This is a genomic window from Methylophilus sp. 3sh_L, from assembly GCF_046766015.1.
GTDB lineage: Bacteria > Pseudomonadota > Gammaproteobacteria > Burkholderiales > Methylophilaceae > Methylophilus.
In genome coordinates this window covers 34,024-49,347 of record NZ_JBKOUF010000001.1, presented here as the reverse complement: position 1 = coordinate 49,347, position 15,324 = coordinate 34,024, and the positions used below count along the sequence as shown (strand labels likewise).

13 protein-coding genes are annotated in these 15,324 nt (G+C 54.6%); 11 read left to right on the top strand and 2 right to left on the bottom strand.

The window, feature by feature from the left end; all coding sequences use genetic code 11:
* Nucleotides 1-38: 38 nt before the first annotated feature.
* From ACIDF8_RS00205 to ACIDF8_RS00195, 3 genes are all read left to right on the top strand, one after another.
* Nucleotides 39-1,010, top strand: a complete 972-nt coding sequence (locus ACIDF8_RS00205; protein WP_412008642.1) for a methyltransferase — start codon at nt 39-41, stop codon at nt 1,008-1,010.
* Nucleotides 1,011-1,178: 168 nt separating this feature from the next.
* Nucleotides 1,179-2,555, top strand: a complete 1,377-nt coding sequence (locus ACIDF8_RS00200; RefSeq protein WP_412008641.1) for a DUF1800 domain-containing protein — start codon at nt 1,179-1,181, stop codon at nt 2,553-2,555.
* Between the two features lie 2 nt (nt 2,556-2,557).
* Entirely contained in the window at nt 2,558-3,700 is a 1,143-nt protein-coding gene (locus ACIDF8_RS00195) for a DUF1501 domain-containing protein (protein WP_412008640.1), read from the top strand.
* Here ACIDF8_RS00195 and ACIDF8_RS00190 read toward each other — a convergent pair.
* Nucleotides 3,646-4,203: a YgjP-like metallopeptidase domain-containing protein gene (locus tag ACIDF8_RS00190; protein ID WP_412008639.1), complete on the bottom strand. Its 558-nt coding sequence runs from the start codon at nt 4,201-4,203 to the stop codon at nt 3,646-3,648. The genes ACIDF8_RS00195 and ACIDF8_RS00190 overlap by 55 nt on opposite strands.
* 83 nt (nt 4,204-4,286) lie before the next feature.
* Nucleotides 4,287-4,553 carry a hypothetical protein gene (locus tag ACIDF8_RS00185; RefSeq protein ID WP_412008638.1) on the bottom strand — a complete coding sequence of 89 codons (267 nt, stop codon included), beginning with the start codon at nt 4,551-4,553 and terminating at the stop codon, nt 4,287-4,289.
* Between the two features lie 304 nt (nt 4,554-4,857).
* Here ACIDF8_RS00185 and ACIDF8_RS00180 point away from each other — a divergent pair, with 304 nt between their 5' ends.
* The 8 genes from ACIDF8_RS00180 to ACIDF8_RS00145 all read left to right on the top strand — a co-directional run bounded on the left by ACIDF8_RS00180 (nt 4,858) and on the right by ACIDF8_RS00145 (nt 15,226).
* Entirely contained in the window at nt 4,858-6,744 is a 1,887-nt protein-coding gene (locus ACIDF8_RS00180; protein ID WP_412008637.1) for a sensor domain-containing diguanylate cyclase, read from the top strand.
* 184 nt (nt 6,745-6,928) lie between these two features.
* A complete protein-coding gene (locus ACIDF8_RS00175; RefSeq protein ID WP_412008636.1) occupies nt 6,929-8,440 on the top strand; it encodes a sensor histidine kinase in 1,512 nt (503 codons plus the stop codon).
* Nucleotides 8,412-8,855 carry a response regulator gene (locus ACIDF8_RS00170; RefSeq protein WP_412008635.1) on the top strand — a complete coding sequence of 148 codons (444 nt, stop codon included), beginning with the start codon at nt 8,412-8,414 and terminating at the stop codon, nt 8,853-8,855. The genes ACIDF8_RS00175 and ACIDF8_RS00170 overlap by 29 nt, the downstream gene beginning before the upstream one ends.
* Nucleotides 8,855-10,597 carry a putative bifunctional diguanylate cyclase/phosphodiesterase gene (locus tag ACIDF8_RS00165; protein WP_412008634.1) on the top strand — a complete coding sequence of 581 codons (1,743 nt, stop codon included), beginning with the start codon at nt 8,855-8,857 and terminating at the stop codon, nt 10,595-10,597. Before ACIDF8_RS00170 ends, ACIDF8_RS00165 begins: the two co-directional genes overlap by 1 nt.
* Nucleotides 10,598-10,749: 152 nt before the next feature.
* Nucleotides 10,750-10,929, top strand: coding sequence for a hypothetical protein (locus ACIDF8_RS00160; protein ID WP_412008633.1), 180 nt, complete (start codon nt 10,750-10,752; stop codon nt 10,927-10,929).
* Between the two features lie 59 nt (nt 10,930-10,988).
* Complete coding sequence (locus ACIDF8_RS00155) at nt 10,989-12,203, top strand: DUF2252 family protein (RefSeq protein ID WP_412008632.1); 1,215 nt, start codon at nt 10,989-10,991, stop codon at nt 12,201-12,203.
* A 346-nt stretch (nt 12,204-12,549) separates the two neighbouring features.
* Nucleotides 12,550-14,874 (top strand): FdhF/YdeP family oxidoreductase, encoded by a 2,325-nt coding sequence (locus ACIDF8_RS00150; RefSeq protein WP_412008631.1) that lies wholly within the window; start codon nt 12,550-12,552, stop codon nt 14,872-14,874.
* Nucleotides 14,864-15,226 (top strand): hypothetical protein, encoded by a 363-nt coding sequence (locus ACIDF8_RS00145; protein WP_412008630.1) that lies wholly within the window; start codon nt 14,864-14,866, stop codon nt 15,224-15,226. Before ACIDF8_RS00150 ends, ACIDF8_RS00145 begins: the two co-directional genes overlap by 11 nt.
* Nucleotides 15,227-15,324: the final 98 nt, after the last annotated feature.

Below are 15,324 nucleotides of genomic sequence, written 5' to 3'. Positions count from 1 at the left end.
GCTAAGCTGGCGGTTGGCAACAGACAGGACCATGCCCCATGCAGCCACAAACATCCTCACCTATCCAGCCGTCGGCCGCAGTGATCGCCTTGCTGCAAACCCTCTATGCCCGCCACTACCGGTTTATGACGGTCACCCCCGCCACCCACCAGCGGGTGAATCAGCGCCCCGAAAATGCCTGGGCCAATAGCTTGCAGGATATTTTTGGCTGGAACCGGCCTTTTGTAACGGGCACCCTGGAGGCCGCATGGCTAGCGCAATTACAGCGCCACGGCCTGGTCGTGCCAGCACACGACGGCTGGCGGTCGACGATCCGGGTATCCAGCCTGCCGGTCGGGGCCCATCCAGAGATATTGCTGGCACATTCGGCTTACCCGACCAATGATACCGAGGCAGTCTTTTTCGGGCCGGACACTTACCGGTTTATCCACGCCATGAGACAGGCCTTGCCCCGGCTCGCCCGGCCACCGGTGCGGTGTGTCGATATTGGCACCGGCACCGGCGCAGCCGCGCTTGCCCTGGCACGCTGCCTGCCCGAGGCTGAAATCTGGGGCGTAGACCTAAACCAGAAGGCGCTGGAGATTGCCGCAGCCAATGCCCACGCGCTGGCGTTACCGCAGGTTCACTTTGCGCACAGCAATCTGCTGCAGGCGCTGCACGGCACCTTTGACCTGATCGTCGCCAATCCGCCCTACCTGGTCGATCCTTTGCAACGGACGTACCGCCATGGCAGCGGGCCACTGGGTGCGCAACTGTCGCTGGAGATTGTCGAGGCCGCTTGCCAACGCCTCGCCCCGGGCGGTACGCTGATGCTGTATACGGGCGTGGCCATTGTCGACGGCCATGATGCATTTATCGCAGCAGTCCAACCACGCCTGCAAGCACGGCAAATGCATTATGAATATGACGAAATTGACCCGGATATTTTTGCCGATGAACTCATGCATCCGCCCTATGACCAGGCAGACAGAATTGCCGCCGTCTGGCTGCAGGTGCAAAACATTGCTTAGGTTTGGTTGAGGGGGCCGTAAACCGAGCGGAACCGGCAACGGAACGGCAAGCGCCTTGTAAGGCCGGTGTAATGCAGCTTTGCTAGGCTGGTGAGTGTTGGCTTGCCAGATTTGACCCGCCCAACAGGGGTGCTGTGCATTTTTTATTTTTCGTCAGGATAAAACGCAATGGCGGATGACGTATGGATGATTGAGCAACATTTTGGTCTGGGCGCGCGCGCCGATGCCCCGGCATTGTCCTCCACCAGTGCCTTGCAGGATGAGTTTAGCCGTTATCAGGCGTTGCCACCACTATGGCAGCAATACCAGCAAACCCTGCCCTCGCTGGAGCAAGAAATGCAGGAAAGGCGCATGATCAACCAGGCGGCCTCCCCTGACGACAAAATGCAGTTACGCCAGCAAATGCGCAAGGAAGCCAAGGACAGTTATACCGATGCCGTGCAAGTGCGTGCACAAGTGGCCCAGCAGACCGACACGCCGTTTTTGGAAAGGCTGGTGCATTTCTGGGCCAACCATTTTGCCATCTCCGCCCTAAAATCCGAGGTCACGCAAGCCGCCGGGCTGTTTGAACTGCAAGCCATCCGCCCGTTTGTGCTCGGCACTTTTAAAGACATGCTGTTTGCGGTCGAAAAACATCCGGCCATGCTGTTTTACCTGGACCAGCAACAATCACGCGGACCGGAAAGCGAAGCTGTGCAACGGCAAATGCGCCGCCAGCCGGACAAAAAAGCCGGCCTCAATGAAAACCTGGCCCGTGAAATCCTGGAGCTCCATACCCTGGGGGTGCGTAGTGGCTACAGCCAGCAAGATGTGACCGAGTTCGCACGTGCGCTCACCGGCTGGACCATCCCCAACCCAAAACTGACAGGCGAGACCGATGCGCGCTACCCCGGTTTTATGTTTAACCCACGCGTACACGAACCTGGCAGCCGCCAACTGTTAGGTAAAACCTACACCCAGGACGGCGTGCAACAGGCAGAGGCTATCCTAAGCGATCTTGCCGCTTCACCGGCGACAGCGACACACCTGGCGACCAAACTGGCTTGCCATTTTGCCGGGGACCAGCCGCCGCCTGCGCTCGTTAACCGGCTACGTGACGCGTACCTGCAAACAGGCGGCCAACTCACTGCGCTTTACCGCTTATTGATCGCCGCGCCTGAGTGCAGGCTAGCCTCGGCGCTCAAATTCAAAACCCCATGGGAATGGCTGATTAGCAGCGTGCGCGCGCTGGACATCGACCTCTCGCAGGTGCGTGTCTCGCAAGTCATGACCCAGCTGGGGCAACCCATCTGGAAGCCAGATTCGCCTGCCGGCTACGATGATGTGGCCGACAGCTGGCTTGCCTCCAATGCGTTGTTGCGCAGGGTGGAATATGCGCAGCGCCTGGCCACGCTGACCAAATTGAGCCTGCCACCAGCCACGCTGGCAAACACGGTATTGCGCGGCAGGCTGAGCCAGGAGACCTTGCAACAGATTAGCCGTGCCGAATCAGCGCATACCGGTTTTGCGCTATTTGTGGTCAGCCCTGAATTTTTAAGGAGATAGCCATGCATCGCAGACAGTTTGTGAAATTATGCGGCGCTGGTCTGGCCGCCTTCTGCCTACCCACCCTGAGCTTTGCTGCAGCAGCCACTGAACAACGTTTTATTTTTATCATCCAGCGCGGAGCGGCAGATGGACTGAATACCGTGATTCCGTATGCAGACCCTGATTACCAGCGGTTACGCGGCGCACTGGCGATTGAAGAGATCGCCGATTCACGGCTGGACAGCTTGTTTGCGCTGCACCCGTCACTGGTCACCGCCACCAGGCTTTACCAGCAGCAACAGGCGCTGTTTGTGCATGCCGTCGCCTCTGCCTACCGCGAACGCTCGCATTTTGACGGGCAGAATGTCCTCGAAAGCGGTGGTACGCGTGCTTATCAACTCAGGGATGGCTGGCTTAACCGCTTGCTGGGGTTGTTGCCGCCCTCACAAAACGAAGCGATTGCGTTTTCTCCCACGATTCCGCTGGCCTTGCGCGGCAGCTACCAGGTAGACGCCTATGCCAGCGCCAAGCTACCGCAACCATCCGATGATTTATTGTTAAGGGTGAGCCAGCTTTATAGTAATGACGCCCAATTGCACGCCGCCTGGGAAAGCGCCATGCAAGTCGAGAATATGGCAGGCTTCCAGCCGCAAAACAGCCAGCAGCCTGAAGCCTTAGGCAAACTGGTAGGCGACTTTTTAAGCCGCGCGGACGGTCCGCGCATTGCCATGCTGGAAACCGGTGGCTGGGATACCCACAGTGCACAAAACAATCGCCTGAGTAAACAACTGTCAGACCTGGACAAACTGATTGCCAGCCTGCAAACCGCCTTAGGCGATCACTGGCAGCAAACGCTCATCATCGTCGCCACCGAGTTTGGCCGCACCGCAGCGGCCAATGGCACCGGCGGCACAGACCATGGCACCGGTGCCGCCATGCTGGCGTTTGGCGGCGCGCTGCCCGCCATCAGCACACGCAACCGCCAATGGGCCGCAGGAAAAGTCATCGCAGACTGGCCCGGCCTCAAGGACAGCCAGCTGTATCAGGGACGCGACTTGCAACCCACCCTCGGGCTGGATAGTGCGATCACCGCATTGGTAAGCGCACACTACGGATTAGAGCCAGGTAAAGTCTCACGCATGCTATTCCCTGCCTCTAGCTGAAGTTTTTGTAGCGCACCCCATAACAAATACACCCGGCAATCAAATTCATACTGCATATAATCGGGTTCCATATGCAAACAAAGCTGATAAAACGCCTTGTCATGGGCACGCTCCTTGAGGTGCGCGAGCTCATGCACCACAATCATCTGTAAAAATGCCAACGGCGCGGTTTTAAAAAACGCCGAAATACGGATTTCTTTTTTTGCCTTGAGCTTGCCACCCTGCACGCGTGAAATGGCGGTGTTCAGCCCCAAGGTCTGCTTTTCTATGGTCAGCCGGTTATCGAAATAGACTTTGTCTAGCATCGGTGCATTTTTCAAATAGCGCTGTTTGAGCGACTGACAAAAATCGTAGAGCGCCTTGTCACTTTGAATAGCATGCGGCTGCGGATAACGCTGCTGCAGGTACTGGCCTAGCTGGCCCTGAGCATGCAGCTGTGCAATTTGTGCACGTAACTGGGGCGGGTAACCCGGCAAAAACTGTTGAATAAGGTGAGCAGACATGCCGTCATTTTAAACGGCAAGTACGAAATGACATGCGTGCAATTAAAAAATCGTCACTACATGATCATTTAGATGGCGATCATTTACATCGAAAAATCGGCACTTAAATCCATGGTATTGGGGCCAGTTTCTTCCTGATAAGTGGAGCGCGTCACCGGTGGCTGCAATGCTTGCTGCCAATCTTGGTAGGCTTGCTGCTCCGCAGGGCTCAATCTGGAAATGGCCTCAGCACTCAGGCTTGCAAATGGTCTGCCATCTTGTGTAGCCGCCTCCTTCGCTGCCGCTTGGAGACTTCCGCTCATCCCGTAGAGTGCACTCGTCAGCAGGATTGAAATAGTCAAAACTCGCATCGCTTATCCTCGCCAAAAAGAAACATGACATTAAGCCAGCGGCAGTCAGACCTCCATAGGAAAGCTTCCTAATTAACCGACTAAACCCTGCTTTTCAGCTGGCGGTTCAGTGTCAGAGGGGTTCCCTCAGTCTTGCGCGATAGCCACAAATAAGGTGAACTGACGAAACACTTGCAGAAGAATACAGCGCGGGCAAGGGCGATCAAGGTCGATATAGATGTCGCGTGAATATTCCAGTATGCTAGTCGCTACGCCACATGAACGCTAGCGACTACAAGCAAACTTTTCAAGCGTAAAACACTGCATGATCACGCATAAAAAATTATTTACCCGGTTGACCGTTGTGCTCTGGATAGAACTTGCGCTGGCACTGGCCATTCTTGGCGGCTTGATGGGCCTCAATATTTATCAGGAACACGCACAGATTGAAGCGAATGAGCGCGACCGCCTGATTACACAAGCCACAGTCATTTCAAAAAACCTGGCCTTCCAGTTTGAAGGTGCGAATCAGGCATTACTGACCATCATTCAAGAAATCCCCGAGTGGAAACAGCAACAACAAACCGCGACTAACCGCTTGACCACCATGGCAAGCATCATGCCCGGCATTCGCGGATTTGACGTATTTGATGCTTCAGGAACGCTGATATACAGTAGTTTCCCCCAATATACGGGCATGAATTTCAGTTACCGCGACTATTATCAGACCGCCCGGCAAGTACATGATCCCAAGCTGCTGTATGTGTCAGCGCCCTTCACCGGCATGAGCGGAAATTTCATCCTCAACCTGACGCGCATCATCCCTGGCAAGCACGGTGAATTTAACGGCATTGTCACCGCCATTCTGGATCCCGAATACTTCCAGCCACTGCTGGCCTCCGTGCTGTACTCCCCAGATAGCCGCAGTTCACTGGTCCATAGCAACGGCACCCTATTTATGAGCGTGCCAAACAATGGCCTCAAGCGTGGTATGAACCGGGCTGTCCCCGGCTCATTTTTTACCCAACATATGCAAAGCGGGCAATCAGTCACTGTTTTTAGCGGTGAATTATATTCAACCAAGCAGCAGCGCATGATTGCCCAAACCACCTTGGCCCCGGAACGACTCAAGCTCCACGGCACGCTGTTGGTCGCGGTGAGCCGTGACCTTGAGCGCATTTTTAAATACTGGTATGAAACTGCCGCCATTCAAATCATCTGTTTCAGTATTTTTGCCCTGTTTTCATTCACCATGTTGTACGTGTTCCAACGCCGTGAAGGCAAACACGCCAAGCTGGCGGCTGAACACGCGCAAGCCCTGTTTCAATCTGAAAAACTATTTCGCTCGACCTATGACTCAGCGGCGATCGGGATGGCTTTGCTGGATTTAGGCGGCCGCTTTATGCAGGCAAACCGTGCCTTATGCCAGATGCTGGGCGAGGAAGAGTCGGCCTTATGCAAAAAAACCATCCAACAAGTAACGCATCCCGACGACCAGCAAAATGACCAGTCACTCAGACTCGCCCTGCTGAGCAGTGAGCGCGACAACTACCAGATTGAAAAACGCTTTTTTCATAAAAATGGCCACACCTTGTGGGGGCTGCTGACGTATTCGACGATTAAGGATGAAACGGGGAAACTCAAGCACTTTGTCGTGCAAATACAGGATATTACCGATTACAAATCATTGCAGGAGACGCTGCAGTCACAAGCTAACCACGACTTTTTAACCGGTTTGCCGAATCGACGCCACTTTATCCATGAGGCGAGTACGGCGCTTGCCCGGCTCAAACGCCATGGCGGCGCCATGGCCTTATTGATGATAGACATAGACCACTTTAAGCGTATCAATGACAACTACGGACATCAGGCCGGAGATGTGGTGTTACAACAATTGAGCCAGCAATTTAAAACACAATTACGTGATATCGATTTAGTCAGCCGCTTCGGTGGTGAGGAGTTTGCCATTTTGTTGCCAGACACTGAGAAAGCGCAAGCGGCTGACATTGCTGAACGGTTGAGGACGACCGCCGCCAATAATCAAATCCCCCTGGGGGAACATGCAACGCTTAACCTCACCATTTCTATTGGGCTCGCTACCACGGACGAGACAGGCACCAGTCTGGAAAAGCTATTGGTTAAAGCAGACGTTGCCCTCTATCAAGCCAAACAATCGGGACGTAACCGGGTGTGTATTGCGCAAACAGAATAACTTCTAAGCGCTGAAGCCAACAATCCACTTTAAAACTGATTCCATACCCTTATGTACTATACAAGAGTCAGCCAGATGCGTGTAGACTGTACTCAATAATAAGAAAAACACTTCGACTACCTGCAGCAGGGATCGCAGCAAAAACCATTAAAAACAGACATGCAATGGCCATGGGAGAGAGGGCATGCATCATGAAAGTGGAGACGTCGAACGCGCCAACCTGCGCTTCCGGCAAGTTGTAGAAGCAGCCCCGACAGCGATGGTCATGGTAAACAGTCATGGCCTGATAGAGCTCGTCAATACGCAGACCGAACTTATTTTTGGCTATCGCCGGGCGGAACTGCTGGGGCAAACCATAGACATTCTGCTACCCGAGCGCTTTCGCCATCAACATCCGCATCACCGCGCCGCCTTTTTTTCTGACCTACGGCCACGTGCCATGGGCACCGGTCGCGATCTATATGGCCGCCGTAAGGATGGCACTGAGTTTCCAGTGGAGGTCGGCCTTAACCCCATAGAAACCGATGACGGCGTCAAAGTCTTGTCAGCCATCACGGACATTTCGGCCCGCAAGCGGATGGAAGCCCGCTTCCGCCAGGTGGTTGAGGCCGCCCCCAATGCTATGGTGATGGTGAATAAAGACGGCCTCATCGAAATGGTCAACACCCAGACAGAACGTATTTTCGGCTATCCACGCGCAGAACTGCTGGGGCAAACCATCGATATCCTGCTCCCCGAACGCTTCCGCCATCAACACCCGCATCACCGCAGCACGTTTTTTTCCGACCTGAGCCCACGGGCCATGGGCAGCGGGCGCGACTTATATGGCCGCCGCAAGGATGGTAGTGAATTTCCGGTCGAGGTCGGGCTCAACCCTATAGAAACCGATGACGGCGTCAAGGTGCTGTCGGCCATTACGGATATTTCTGCACGCGTAAAAGCCAGTGAAAAACTGGCGGAACACCGGGATGAACTGGAGCGTAGCAATAAAGAACTGGCGACATTCGCCTATGTCGCTTCGCATGACCTTAAGTCGCCCTTACGTGGCATCTTCCAAATTTCGCATTGGATAGAAGAAGATCTCAACCAGGGTAAACTGGAAGCGATTGACGGACATATGTCGCTGTTACGCGGCCGCTTGCGCCGCATGGAGCGACTGCTGGATGACTTGTTGGCTTATTCGCGTGCCGGTCGCCTGGAAGGCAGCGTCAGCCAGGTGGATCTCGGCAAACTGGCGCAATCGATTTTTGAGATGCAGGCCCCGCCGGAAGGCTTTAGCCTCCAGGTCGCGGGCGATTTACCGGTGTTTTATACCCTGGCAACGCCACTCGAACAGGTACTGCGCAATCTGTTTAGCAACGCCATCAAACACCATGATCAAGCGCAGGGGCAGATTCAATTGCAGTGGCAACAGGCCAATCAGCACTTTTATGAATTCTGCGTCACCGATGATGGGCCGGGGATTTCACCCGAATACCAGGAGCGGGTTTACATCATGTTCCAGACCCTGCGGCCACGCGATGAGGTGGAAGGTAGCGGCATGGGGCTGGCCCTGGTTAAAAAAATTGTGGAGGCCTATGGTGGCTACACACGCATCACCTCAGATGGTAAACGGGGCTGTGCCATCACGTTCACCTGGCCCATAAATATCGAAGAAAGGTTGCTGCGTGCCAACCCCGTCCAAACCCCGTTATAAGGAAGTCTCCTTGCTCATTGTTGACGATGACGACATTGATGCCATTTCCCTGGAGCGCGCATTACGCAAGCTCAGGCTGTTAAACACCCTGTTCCGTGCACGGGATGGCCGCGAAGCGCTGGAGCTGCTGCGTTCGGGCCAGGTGCCTGCCCCCTATATTGTCTTGCTTGACCTCAACATGCCGCGCATGAACGGCCTGGAGTTTCTGGAAGTGTTACGCACAGACCCGGCGCTGACCCATGCGGTGGTCTTTGTGTTGACGACGTCGAAATCAGATGAAGACCTGGTCGCGGCCTACCGTAAGCATGTCGCAGGCTATGTGTTCAAGCAGCACATGGACCGTGATTTTATGGAAGTCATGGGCCTGATTGAGCATTACTGGCGCATTGTTGAGCTGCCAGTCACCAAGGAGTAATGATGCGCCTGCTATTGGTAGATGATGATGAACTGGACCGCATGGCGGTGGTGCGGGTGCTACAAAACCCTAAACTGGTGAAAGATATTGTGCATGCCAGCACCGCCGTGTCAGCCTTAAAACTATACGAAGAAAACCACTTTGATATCGTTCTACTCGACTATCGCTTGCCCGATATGGATTGCCTGGACGTGTTAAGCCAACTCACACAACACACAGAAAAACAGGCTGCCGTGGTCATCCTGACCGGGATGGAAGATAACGAGACCATAGAAAGAAATTGCATTTTTGCCGGGGCGCAGGACTTTTTACTCAAGAAAGAGCTGTCCGAGCGGCACCTGACCAAAGCGCTGGTCCACGCCCAAGCCCGTCATGCCCTCAACAACAAGTTGATTGAAACGCACAAGCGGCTGAAGTACCTGGCCGAAAATGATCCGATGACGGGGCTGTCAAACCGATACTATTTTGAGGAGCATCTGCGCAATGCCCTTCAACGGGCGCATAGGCTTCATGTTCAACTTGGATTGATTTACCTGGATATTGATAATTTCAAGTTGGTCAATGACAGTCTGGGCCATGACTCAGGCGATCACTTGCTGAAGCAAGTCGCGCAGCGGCTGCAAGAGGTGGTCAGGGAAGGAGACATTGTCTGCCGCCTGGGCGGCGACGAGTTTGCCATTATCGTGCACGACCTGGAAAATGAAACATTGATCGGCGCCTTATCGCAGCGCGTCATCGAAAAGATACGTGAGCCCTTTACGCTCAACCAGACGGAACAATTTATCACTTGCAGTATCGGCATTGCCACCTTTCCACGCTGTGCCACCACGGCCGAGGACATGTTAAAGCGCGCCGACCTGGCCATGTACCATGCCAAACGTGAAGGACGGAATGGCTTTCACTTTTTCAGCGAGGTGCTGCAAGAGCAGATTATCCATCGCATGATGCTAGAGAACGAACTGCGCTCGCACCGCCTGCAAAACCAGCTGGTGCAATACTACCAGCCGGTGATTAATGCCAAAGATTTTACCGTTTGCGGCGCAGAAATGCTGATGCGCTGGCAGCATCCCACCCAGGGCCTGCTGCCTCCCGCAGCGTTTATCGATGCGGTGGAAGAACTCGGCTTTTTTGCGGCCATTGATAGCAGAAACTGGAAACTGGCCTGTTTACAATTCGCGCACTGGCGCCAGATCGGTCTAATAGATGCCACCTGTGTGCTTGCAGTGAACGCAAGCGCACAATGGTTACAGCATGAACACCTATGGACGGAAGTTGAGCATGACCTCAGGGAGATTGATCTGCCCGGCCCATGCTTGTCACTGGAAGTCACAGAGAGTGTACTGGTATCCGACTTTGACACTGCCGCTCGCAGACTGGACCATCTCAAGCAGGTGGGGGTCAAAGTGGCCCTGGATGACTTTGGCATTGGTTACTCCTCCATGACCTACTTGAAACACCTGCCAGCCTCTATCTTGAAAGTAGACCGCAGTTTTGTGCAAAATGTGCCGGAAAAAGAGGCGGATTGCCGCCTGCTCAAAGCCATGATTGTCATGGCCAAGAGCCTGGATCTCGAGGTGATTGTCGAGGGGATAGAAACCCTGGCCCAAGCCCAGCTCTGCAGCGCGCTGGGCGCGGACAAACTGCAAGGTTTCCTGTTTGCAAAACCCTTGTCACCAGAAGCCTTTGAGGCGTTTTTGGCCACGCATAACCCAGCCGATTATCTGCCACCTGCGGACACATAGCCTGCTTGGCAGCAGTCCATGCAACGGTTAAGCGCGTGAGTGCTCACTGGCACTAAACTAAATCGGCACGTCCCGACTCAAACCATGGCGAACTTGACCGCCACCAAAGACAAAACCTGTGCGTCTGCGCACACGAGAATGGAGAATCCACCATGGACCAAACCCTCAAAACTACAAAACTGAAAGCCCATCTGGAAGCGATTGAAAATCACAAAAGCTTGCTGGAAAAGTTGCACTTAAATGGTAACCAGCCTCTAGATGAGGTCAATGCCTCGTTACAAACCGTTACCCTGACGCTAGAAGAATATCTGAAGCTGATCGGTCTGCCGTAAGTGCTTGGCACGTCCCTCCAAACCAACCCAACACCTTGTCATTTATCCCCGGTACCCGCATGCAGATCTTAGACAGAATCCAACATTACAACGCAGGCCGCGACCCTGAACGCCTGCAAATGAAACTGGCCGCCATGTGCAAAGACCCGTTTGTGTTCTTACGTGGCACTTGCCATTTGTTTTATGAAGACTGGCATGCCCAGCTTGCGCAATTGCAGAGTCCCGCCGCCTGGATTTGCGGCGACCTGCACCTGGAAAACTTTGGCAGCTACAAAGCAGAAAATGGCCTGGCTTATTTTGATCTCAACGACTTTGACGAGGCCGCGCTGGCCCCCTGCTTGTGGGAACTGACGCGCTTGCTGACCAGCCTGCTGGTCGCCCAGGACACGCTCAAGCTTAAACCGAAACAGACGACGGCCCTGCTTGAAGTGATGGTGGAGAAATATGCACACGCGCTGGCAGAAGGCAAACCCAAATGGGTAGAACGCAAAACGGCCCGCGGCTCGATCAAACACCTGTTGTCGGACTTGAGCAAACGCAGCAATCAAGCCTTTATCGCCAGCCGGACCAATGCCAAAGCACCGGACACCTTGCTGATTGACGGCAAACGTGCGCTAGCCCTGGACAAACCGCAAAAGAAAGCCGCACTGGAAAAATACATGACGGCCATGCAGGTACAGGATAAAAAGGAATTCTTTTATCCGCTGGATATTGCACGCCGGATTGCAGGCACAGGTAGCCTCGGGCTGGAGCGCTATGTCGTGCTGGTCAACGGTAAAGGACCGGACCGCCGCGCACTGATAGACATGAAAGCCAGCAACCAGAGCGCACTCAGCCCTTACCTGAACACGGCCGCCATCAAGCTCACGCAACCAGACTGGGTCTTGGAATCACAACGGGTGGCGACCATACAGGCAGGCGCGCAAATCCTGCCGCCCGCCTTACTCAAGGCCGTCTGCGTAGACAAACAGTCTTATTTGATTAAAGCCCTGCAACCCACACAAGACCGGGTAGACCTGACGCAGTGGAATGGCGAACTCAGCGTGCTGGATAATATCTTTGCTAGCATGGCCGCCCTCACCGCCTGGGCCCATTTACGCAATGCCGGCTATCTAGGCGCCGCCAACCGTGAGACCTTGATGGCGTTTGGGGCTCAAGTGAATGATTGGCGTGGCCCGGTGCTTGCACTGGCCAAACAGGTGGCCGAGCACACCCTCAACCAATGGCAAGCCTACGTGACCGCTTACCAGACGGCGGATCACGTCGACGCCTAGTCAGCCGCGGGTTAACCTCCTGAGTTTCAATGCCCTGGAGTCAAAGCTCAAGAGTCAAAGCTCAGGAATCAAAACCCTGGCCTAAAAAGCCGGGCAAACAAACCCTAGGCAATCCCCCGCCTGAGTCGCGTCAATATGCGCCAGGCGATTTCTTTGCCCGCCCCCTTCAGTGATCCGACCTCGCGCCGTAATAACTGTATCCTAAAAATTTGGGCGGTTCTGTGCCTGTTTTTATTGCCATGGCCTGGTTACGATAAACACCATCGTCAATCCGCGCAGGCAAGCCAAAGACAGGCACGCCGCCTTTTGTCACCTTTAAGCCTACTGACGCACTCTACTGGAAACTATGTCGCAATCGAAAGCTGTGATTAAACCATATCACCACCCGGCCGCTGGCTGGGGGGCATTGAAACAAGTCGCCGCCCAACTGGCGCTGCAAAAAATCCCGGTCAAAGGCGTCATGACGCTATTGTCACAAAACCAGCCCGATGGCTTTGACTGCCCGGGTTGCGCATGGCCAGACAAAGAACACACCTCAACTTTTGAGTTTTGTGAAAATGGCGTCAAGGCCGTGGCCGCTGAAGCCACCGCCAAACGTGTCCCACCGGCTTTTTTTGCCCAGCATACCGTGACGGAACTGATGGATTGGAGTGATTTCGACCTGGAAAATGAAGGCCGTCTGACTCACCCCATGCGTTACAACCCGGCCACCGATAAATACGAAGAGATCTCCTGGGACGCCGCCTTTGCGCTGATGGCGTCACACCTCAACGGCCTGGATCATCCTGACCAGGCGGTGTTTTATACCTCTGGCCGCGCCAGCAACGAGGCAGCGTTTTTGTACCAGCTGTTTGTGCGCGCATTTGGCACCAACAACTTTCCTGATTGCTCCAACCTGTGTCATGAATCGACCAGTATTGCCTTGCCTGCCACCGTGGGCATCGGCAAAGGCTCGGTGACCCTGCATGACTTTGAGCATGCCGATACACTCCTGATTTTTGGCCAGAATCCGGCCACCAACCATCCGCGCATGCTGGGTGAATTGCGGGAAGCGGCCAAACGCGGCGCCCGCATTGTCGCCATCAACCCACTGAAAGAACGTGGCCTGGAGCGTTTTGCCGACCCGCAAAGCCCGTTTGACATGCTGAGCTTTAAAGGCAGCAAGATCAGCAGCCTGTTTATCCAGCCCAAGCTGGGCGGTGATCTGGCCCTGATCAAAGGCATGATCAAATTCGTCATCCAATGGGATGATGAAGCCATTCTGCATGGCACCGAGCGCGTGGTCGATGTTGACTTCATTGCTGAGCACACCAACAACTTTGCCGAGATTGCCGAAGATGCACGCCAGGAAAGCTGGGAGGTCATCGTTGAAGAATCCGGCGTCCCCTTGGCACAGATTGAGGAAATTGCCCGCATTTATGCCACCGGTGACCGTGTGATTGCCACCTGGGGCATGGGCATTACCCAGCACAAACATGGCGTCGCCACCATTAAAACCCTGGTCAACTTGATGCTGTTGCGCGGCAATATCGGCAAGGAAGGCGCAGGCCTGTGCCCGGTACGTGGCCATAGCAATGTACAAGGGAACCGCACAGTGGGTATTTATGAAAAAATGCCGCTGGAATTTCTGCAACGGCTGGACCAGGTGTTTGACCTCAATGTGCCGAAAGCACCAGGTTACGATGCCGTCGGCGCCATCGAAGCCATGATTGCAGGCAAAGTGAAATTCTTTTTTGGCCTGGGTGGTAACTTCTCGATTTCCACGCCAGATACTGACCGCACCTGGCAAGGCATGCGCAATTGCGAGATGACTGCCCATGTCACCACCAAGCTCAACCGCAGTCACCTGGTGCGTGGCAAACAGGCTTTGATTCTGCCTTGCCTGGGCCGTACCGAAATCGACACGCAGGCCACTGGGCCACAGGGCGTGACCGTAGAAGACTCCATGAGCATGGTGCATATTTCTTACGGCATGAACAAACCGGCTTCCCCGCACTTGTTGTCAGAACCGGCGATTGTGGCGCGCCTGGCCGCAGCAACGCTCAAGGGAAGCAGCATCCCCTGGCTGGCACTGATTGAGGATTACAGCAAAATCCGTGACCTGATTGAACAAACCCTGCCGGTGGCGTTTAAAGACTATAACGAGCGCATCAAACGCCCGGGCGGTTTCCGCCTGCCCGTGCCGTCTAGCGAGCGCATCTGGAATACCGCCTCTGGCAAGGCTGAGTTTACGCTGCAAGCCATCCCTAAAAACTCGCCCATCCATCAGGCCCGTGAGCAATATGGCGATCAGTTATTTGTGCTGATGACCACGCGCTCACATGACCAGTACAACACCACCATTTATGGCATGGATGACCGCTACCGCGGCGTCTTTGGCGAGCGCCGCGTCATTTTCATGAACCCGGCCGATATCACACGCCAGGGCCTGCAAGCCGGGGACTGGATCAACCTGGTCAGCGTCTGGCAGGATGGCATCAAGCGCCGCGCAGACAAATTTTTGGTGGTGGCTTACGATATTCCGGCAGGCTGCCTGAGTGGCTATTACCCGGAAACTAATAATCTGGTGCCGCTGGAAAGCGTAGCCGACGATTCGCGTACCCCAACCTCCAAATCGATTCCAGTGATCATCGAGAAAACCACTGCCCCCGAGGTCGCCCATGCTGCTTGAACGTGACCACACCTTACAGTCCATGCTGGAGGCAGAGGTGACACTGCCCTCTGCGGTTGAAGACTCGCAGGCTCGGGAAGACAGTTCAATCAACCTGACGCCGCTGGACCCGAGTGCGGTCATGCTGCTCAGCATCCTTGAATGCTTGTATACCGAACACAGCCAAGGCCGGGCACATATGCCACTGGCCGCGCTATGCAAACGTCTCGAGCTGCGCATGAGCACACTGCAGCGTCTGTTAACTGCGCTGGATGAGCAAGCGCTGGTCCACGTATGTGCGCAAAAAGACCGCTTGGTTGCCAGCTTGACCGCCGCTGGGGCAGAGGTTGCGCTGGCCTTGCAAACAGCCTGATCTTTTTTATTCAGCCAGAGTTGTTTAATCAAGGCAGGAGTGTTTAAACACAGGCGGTTGCCATCGTTGTTCTGGCAAATCCCTGCCAGCGCGCTTCA

Bases quoted from the DNA above. Each gene is read 5' to 3' on its own strand.
- ACIDF8_RS00205 (WP_412008642.1), top strand. From the start codon at position 39: ATGCAGCCACAAACATCCTCACCTATCCAGCCGTCGGCCGCAGTGATC.
- ACIDF8_RS00200 (WP_412008641.1), top strand. From the start codon at position 1,179: ATGGCGGATGACGTATGGATGATTGAGCAACATTTTGGTCTGGGCGCG.
- ACIDF8_RS00195 (WP_412008640.1), top strand. From the start codon at position 2,558: ATGCATCGCAGACAGTTTGTGAAATTATGCGGCGCTGGTCTGGCCGCC.
- ACIDF8_RS00190 (WP_412008639.1), bottom strand. From the start codon at position 4,203: ATGTCTGCTCACCTTATTCAACAGTTTTTGCCGGGTTACCCGCCCCAG.
- ACIDF8_RS00185 (WP_412008638.1), bottom strand. From the start codon at position 4,553: ATGCGAGTTTTGACTATTTCAATCCTGCTGACGAGTGCACTCTACGGG.
- ACIDF8_RS00180 (WP_412008637.1), top strand. From the start codon at position 4,858: ATGATCACGCATAAAAAATTATTTACCCGGTTGACCGTTGTGCTCTGG.
- ACIDF8_RS00175 (WP_412008636.1), top strand. From the start codon at position 6,929: ATGCATCATGAAAGTGGAGACGTCGAACGCGCCAACCTGCGCTTCCGG.
- ACIDF8_RS00165 (WP_412008634.1), top strand. From the start codon at position 8,855: ATGATGCGCCTGCTATTGGTAGATGATGATGAACTGGACCGCATGGCG.
- ACIDF8_RS00160 (WP_412008633.1), top strand. From the start codon at position 10,750: ATGGACCAAACCCTCAAAACTACAAAACTGAAAGCCCATCTGGAAGCG.
- ACIDF8_RS00155 (WP_412008632.1), top strand. From the start codon at position 10,989: ATGCAGATCTTAGACAGAATCCAACATTACAACGCAGGCCGCGACCCT.
- ACIDF8_RS00150 (WP_412008631.1), top strand. From the start codon at position 12,550: ATGTCGCAATCGAAAGCTGTGATTAAACCATATCACCACCCGGCCGCT.
- ACIDF8_RS00145 (WP_412008630.1), top strand. From the start codon at position 14,864: ATGCTGCTTGAACGTGACCACACCTTACAGTCCATGCTGGAGGCAGAG.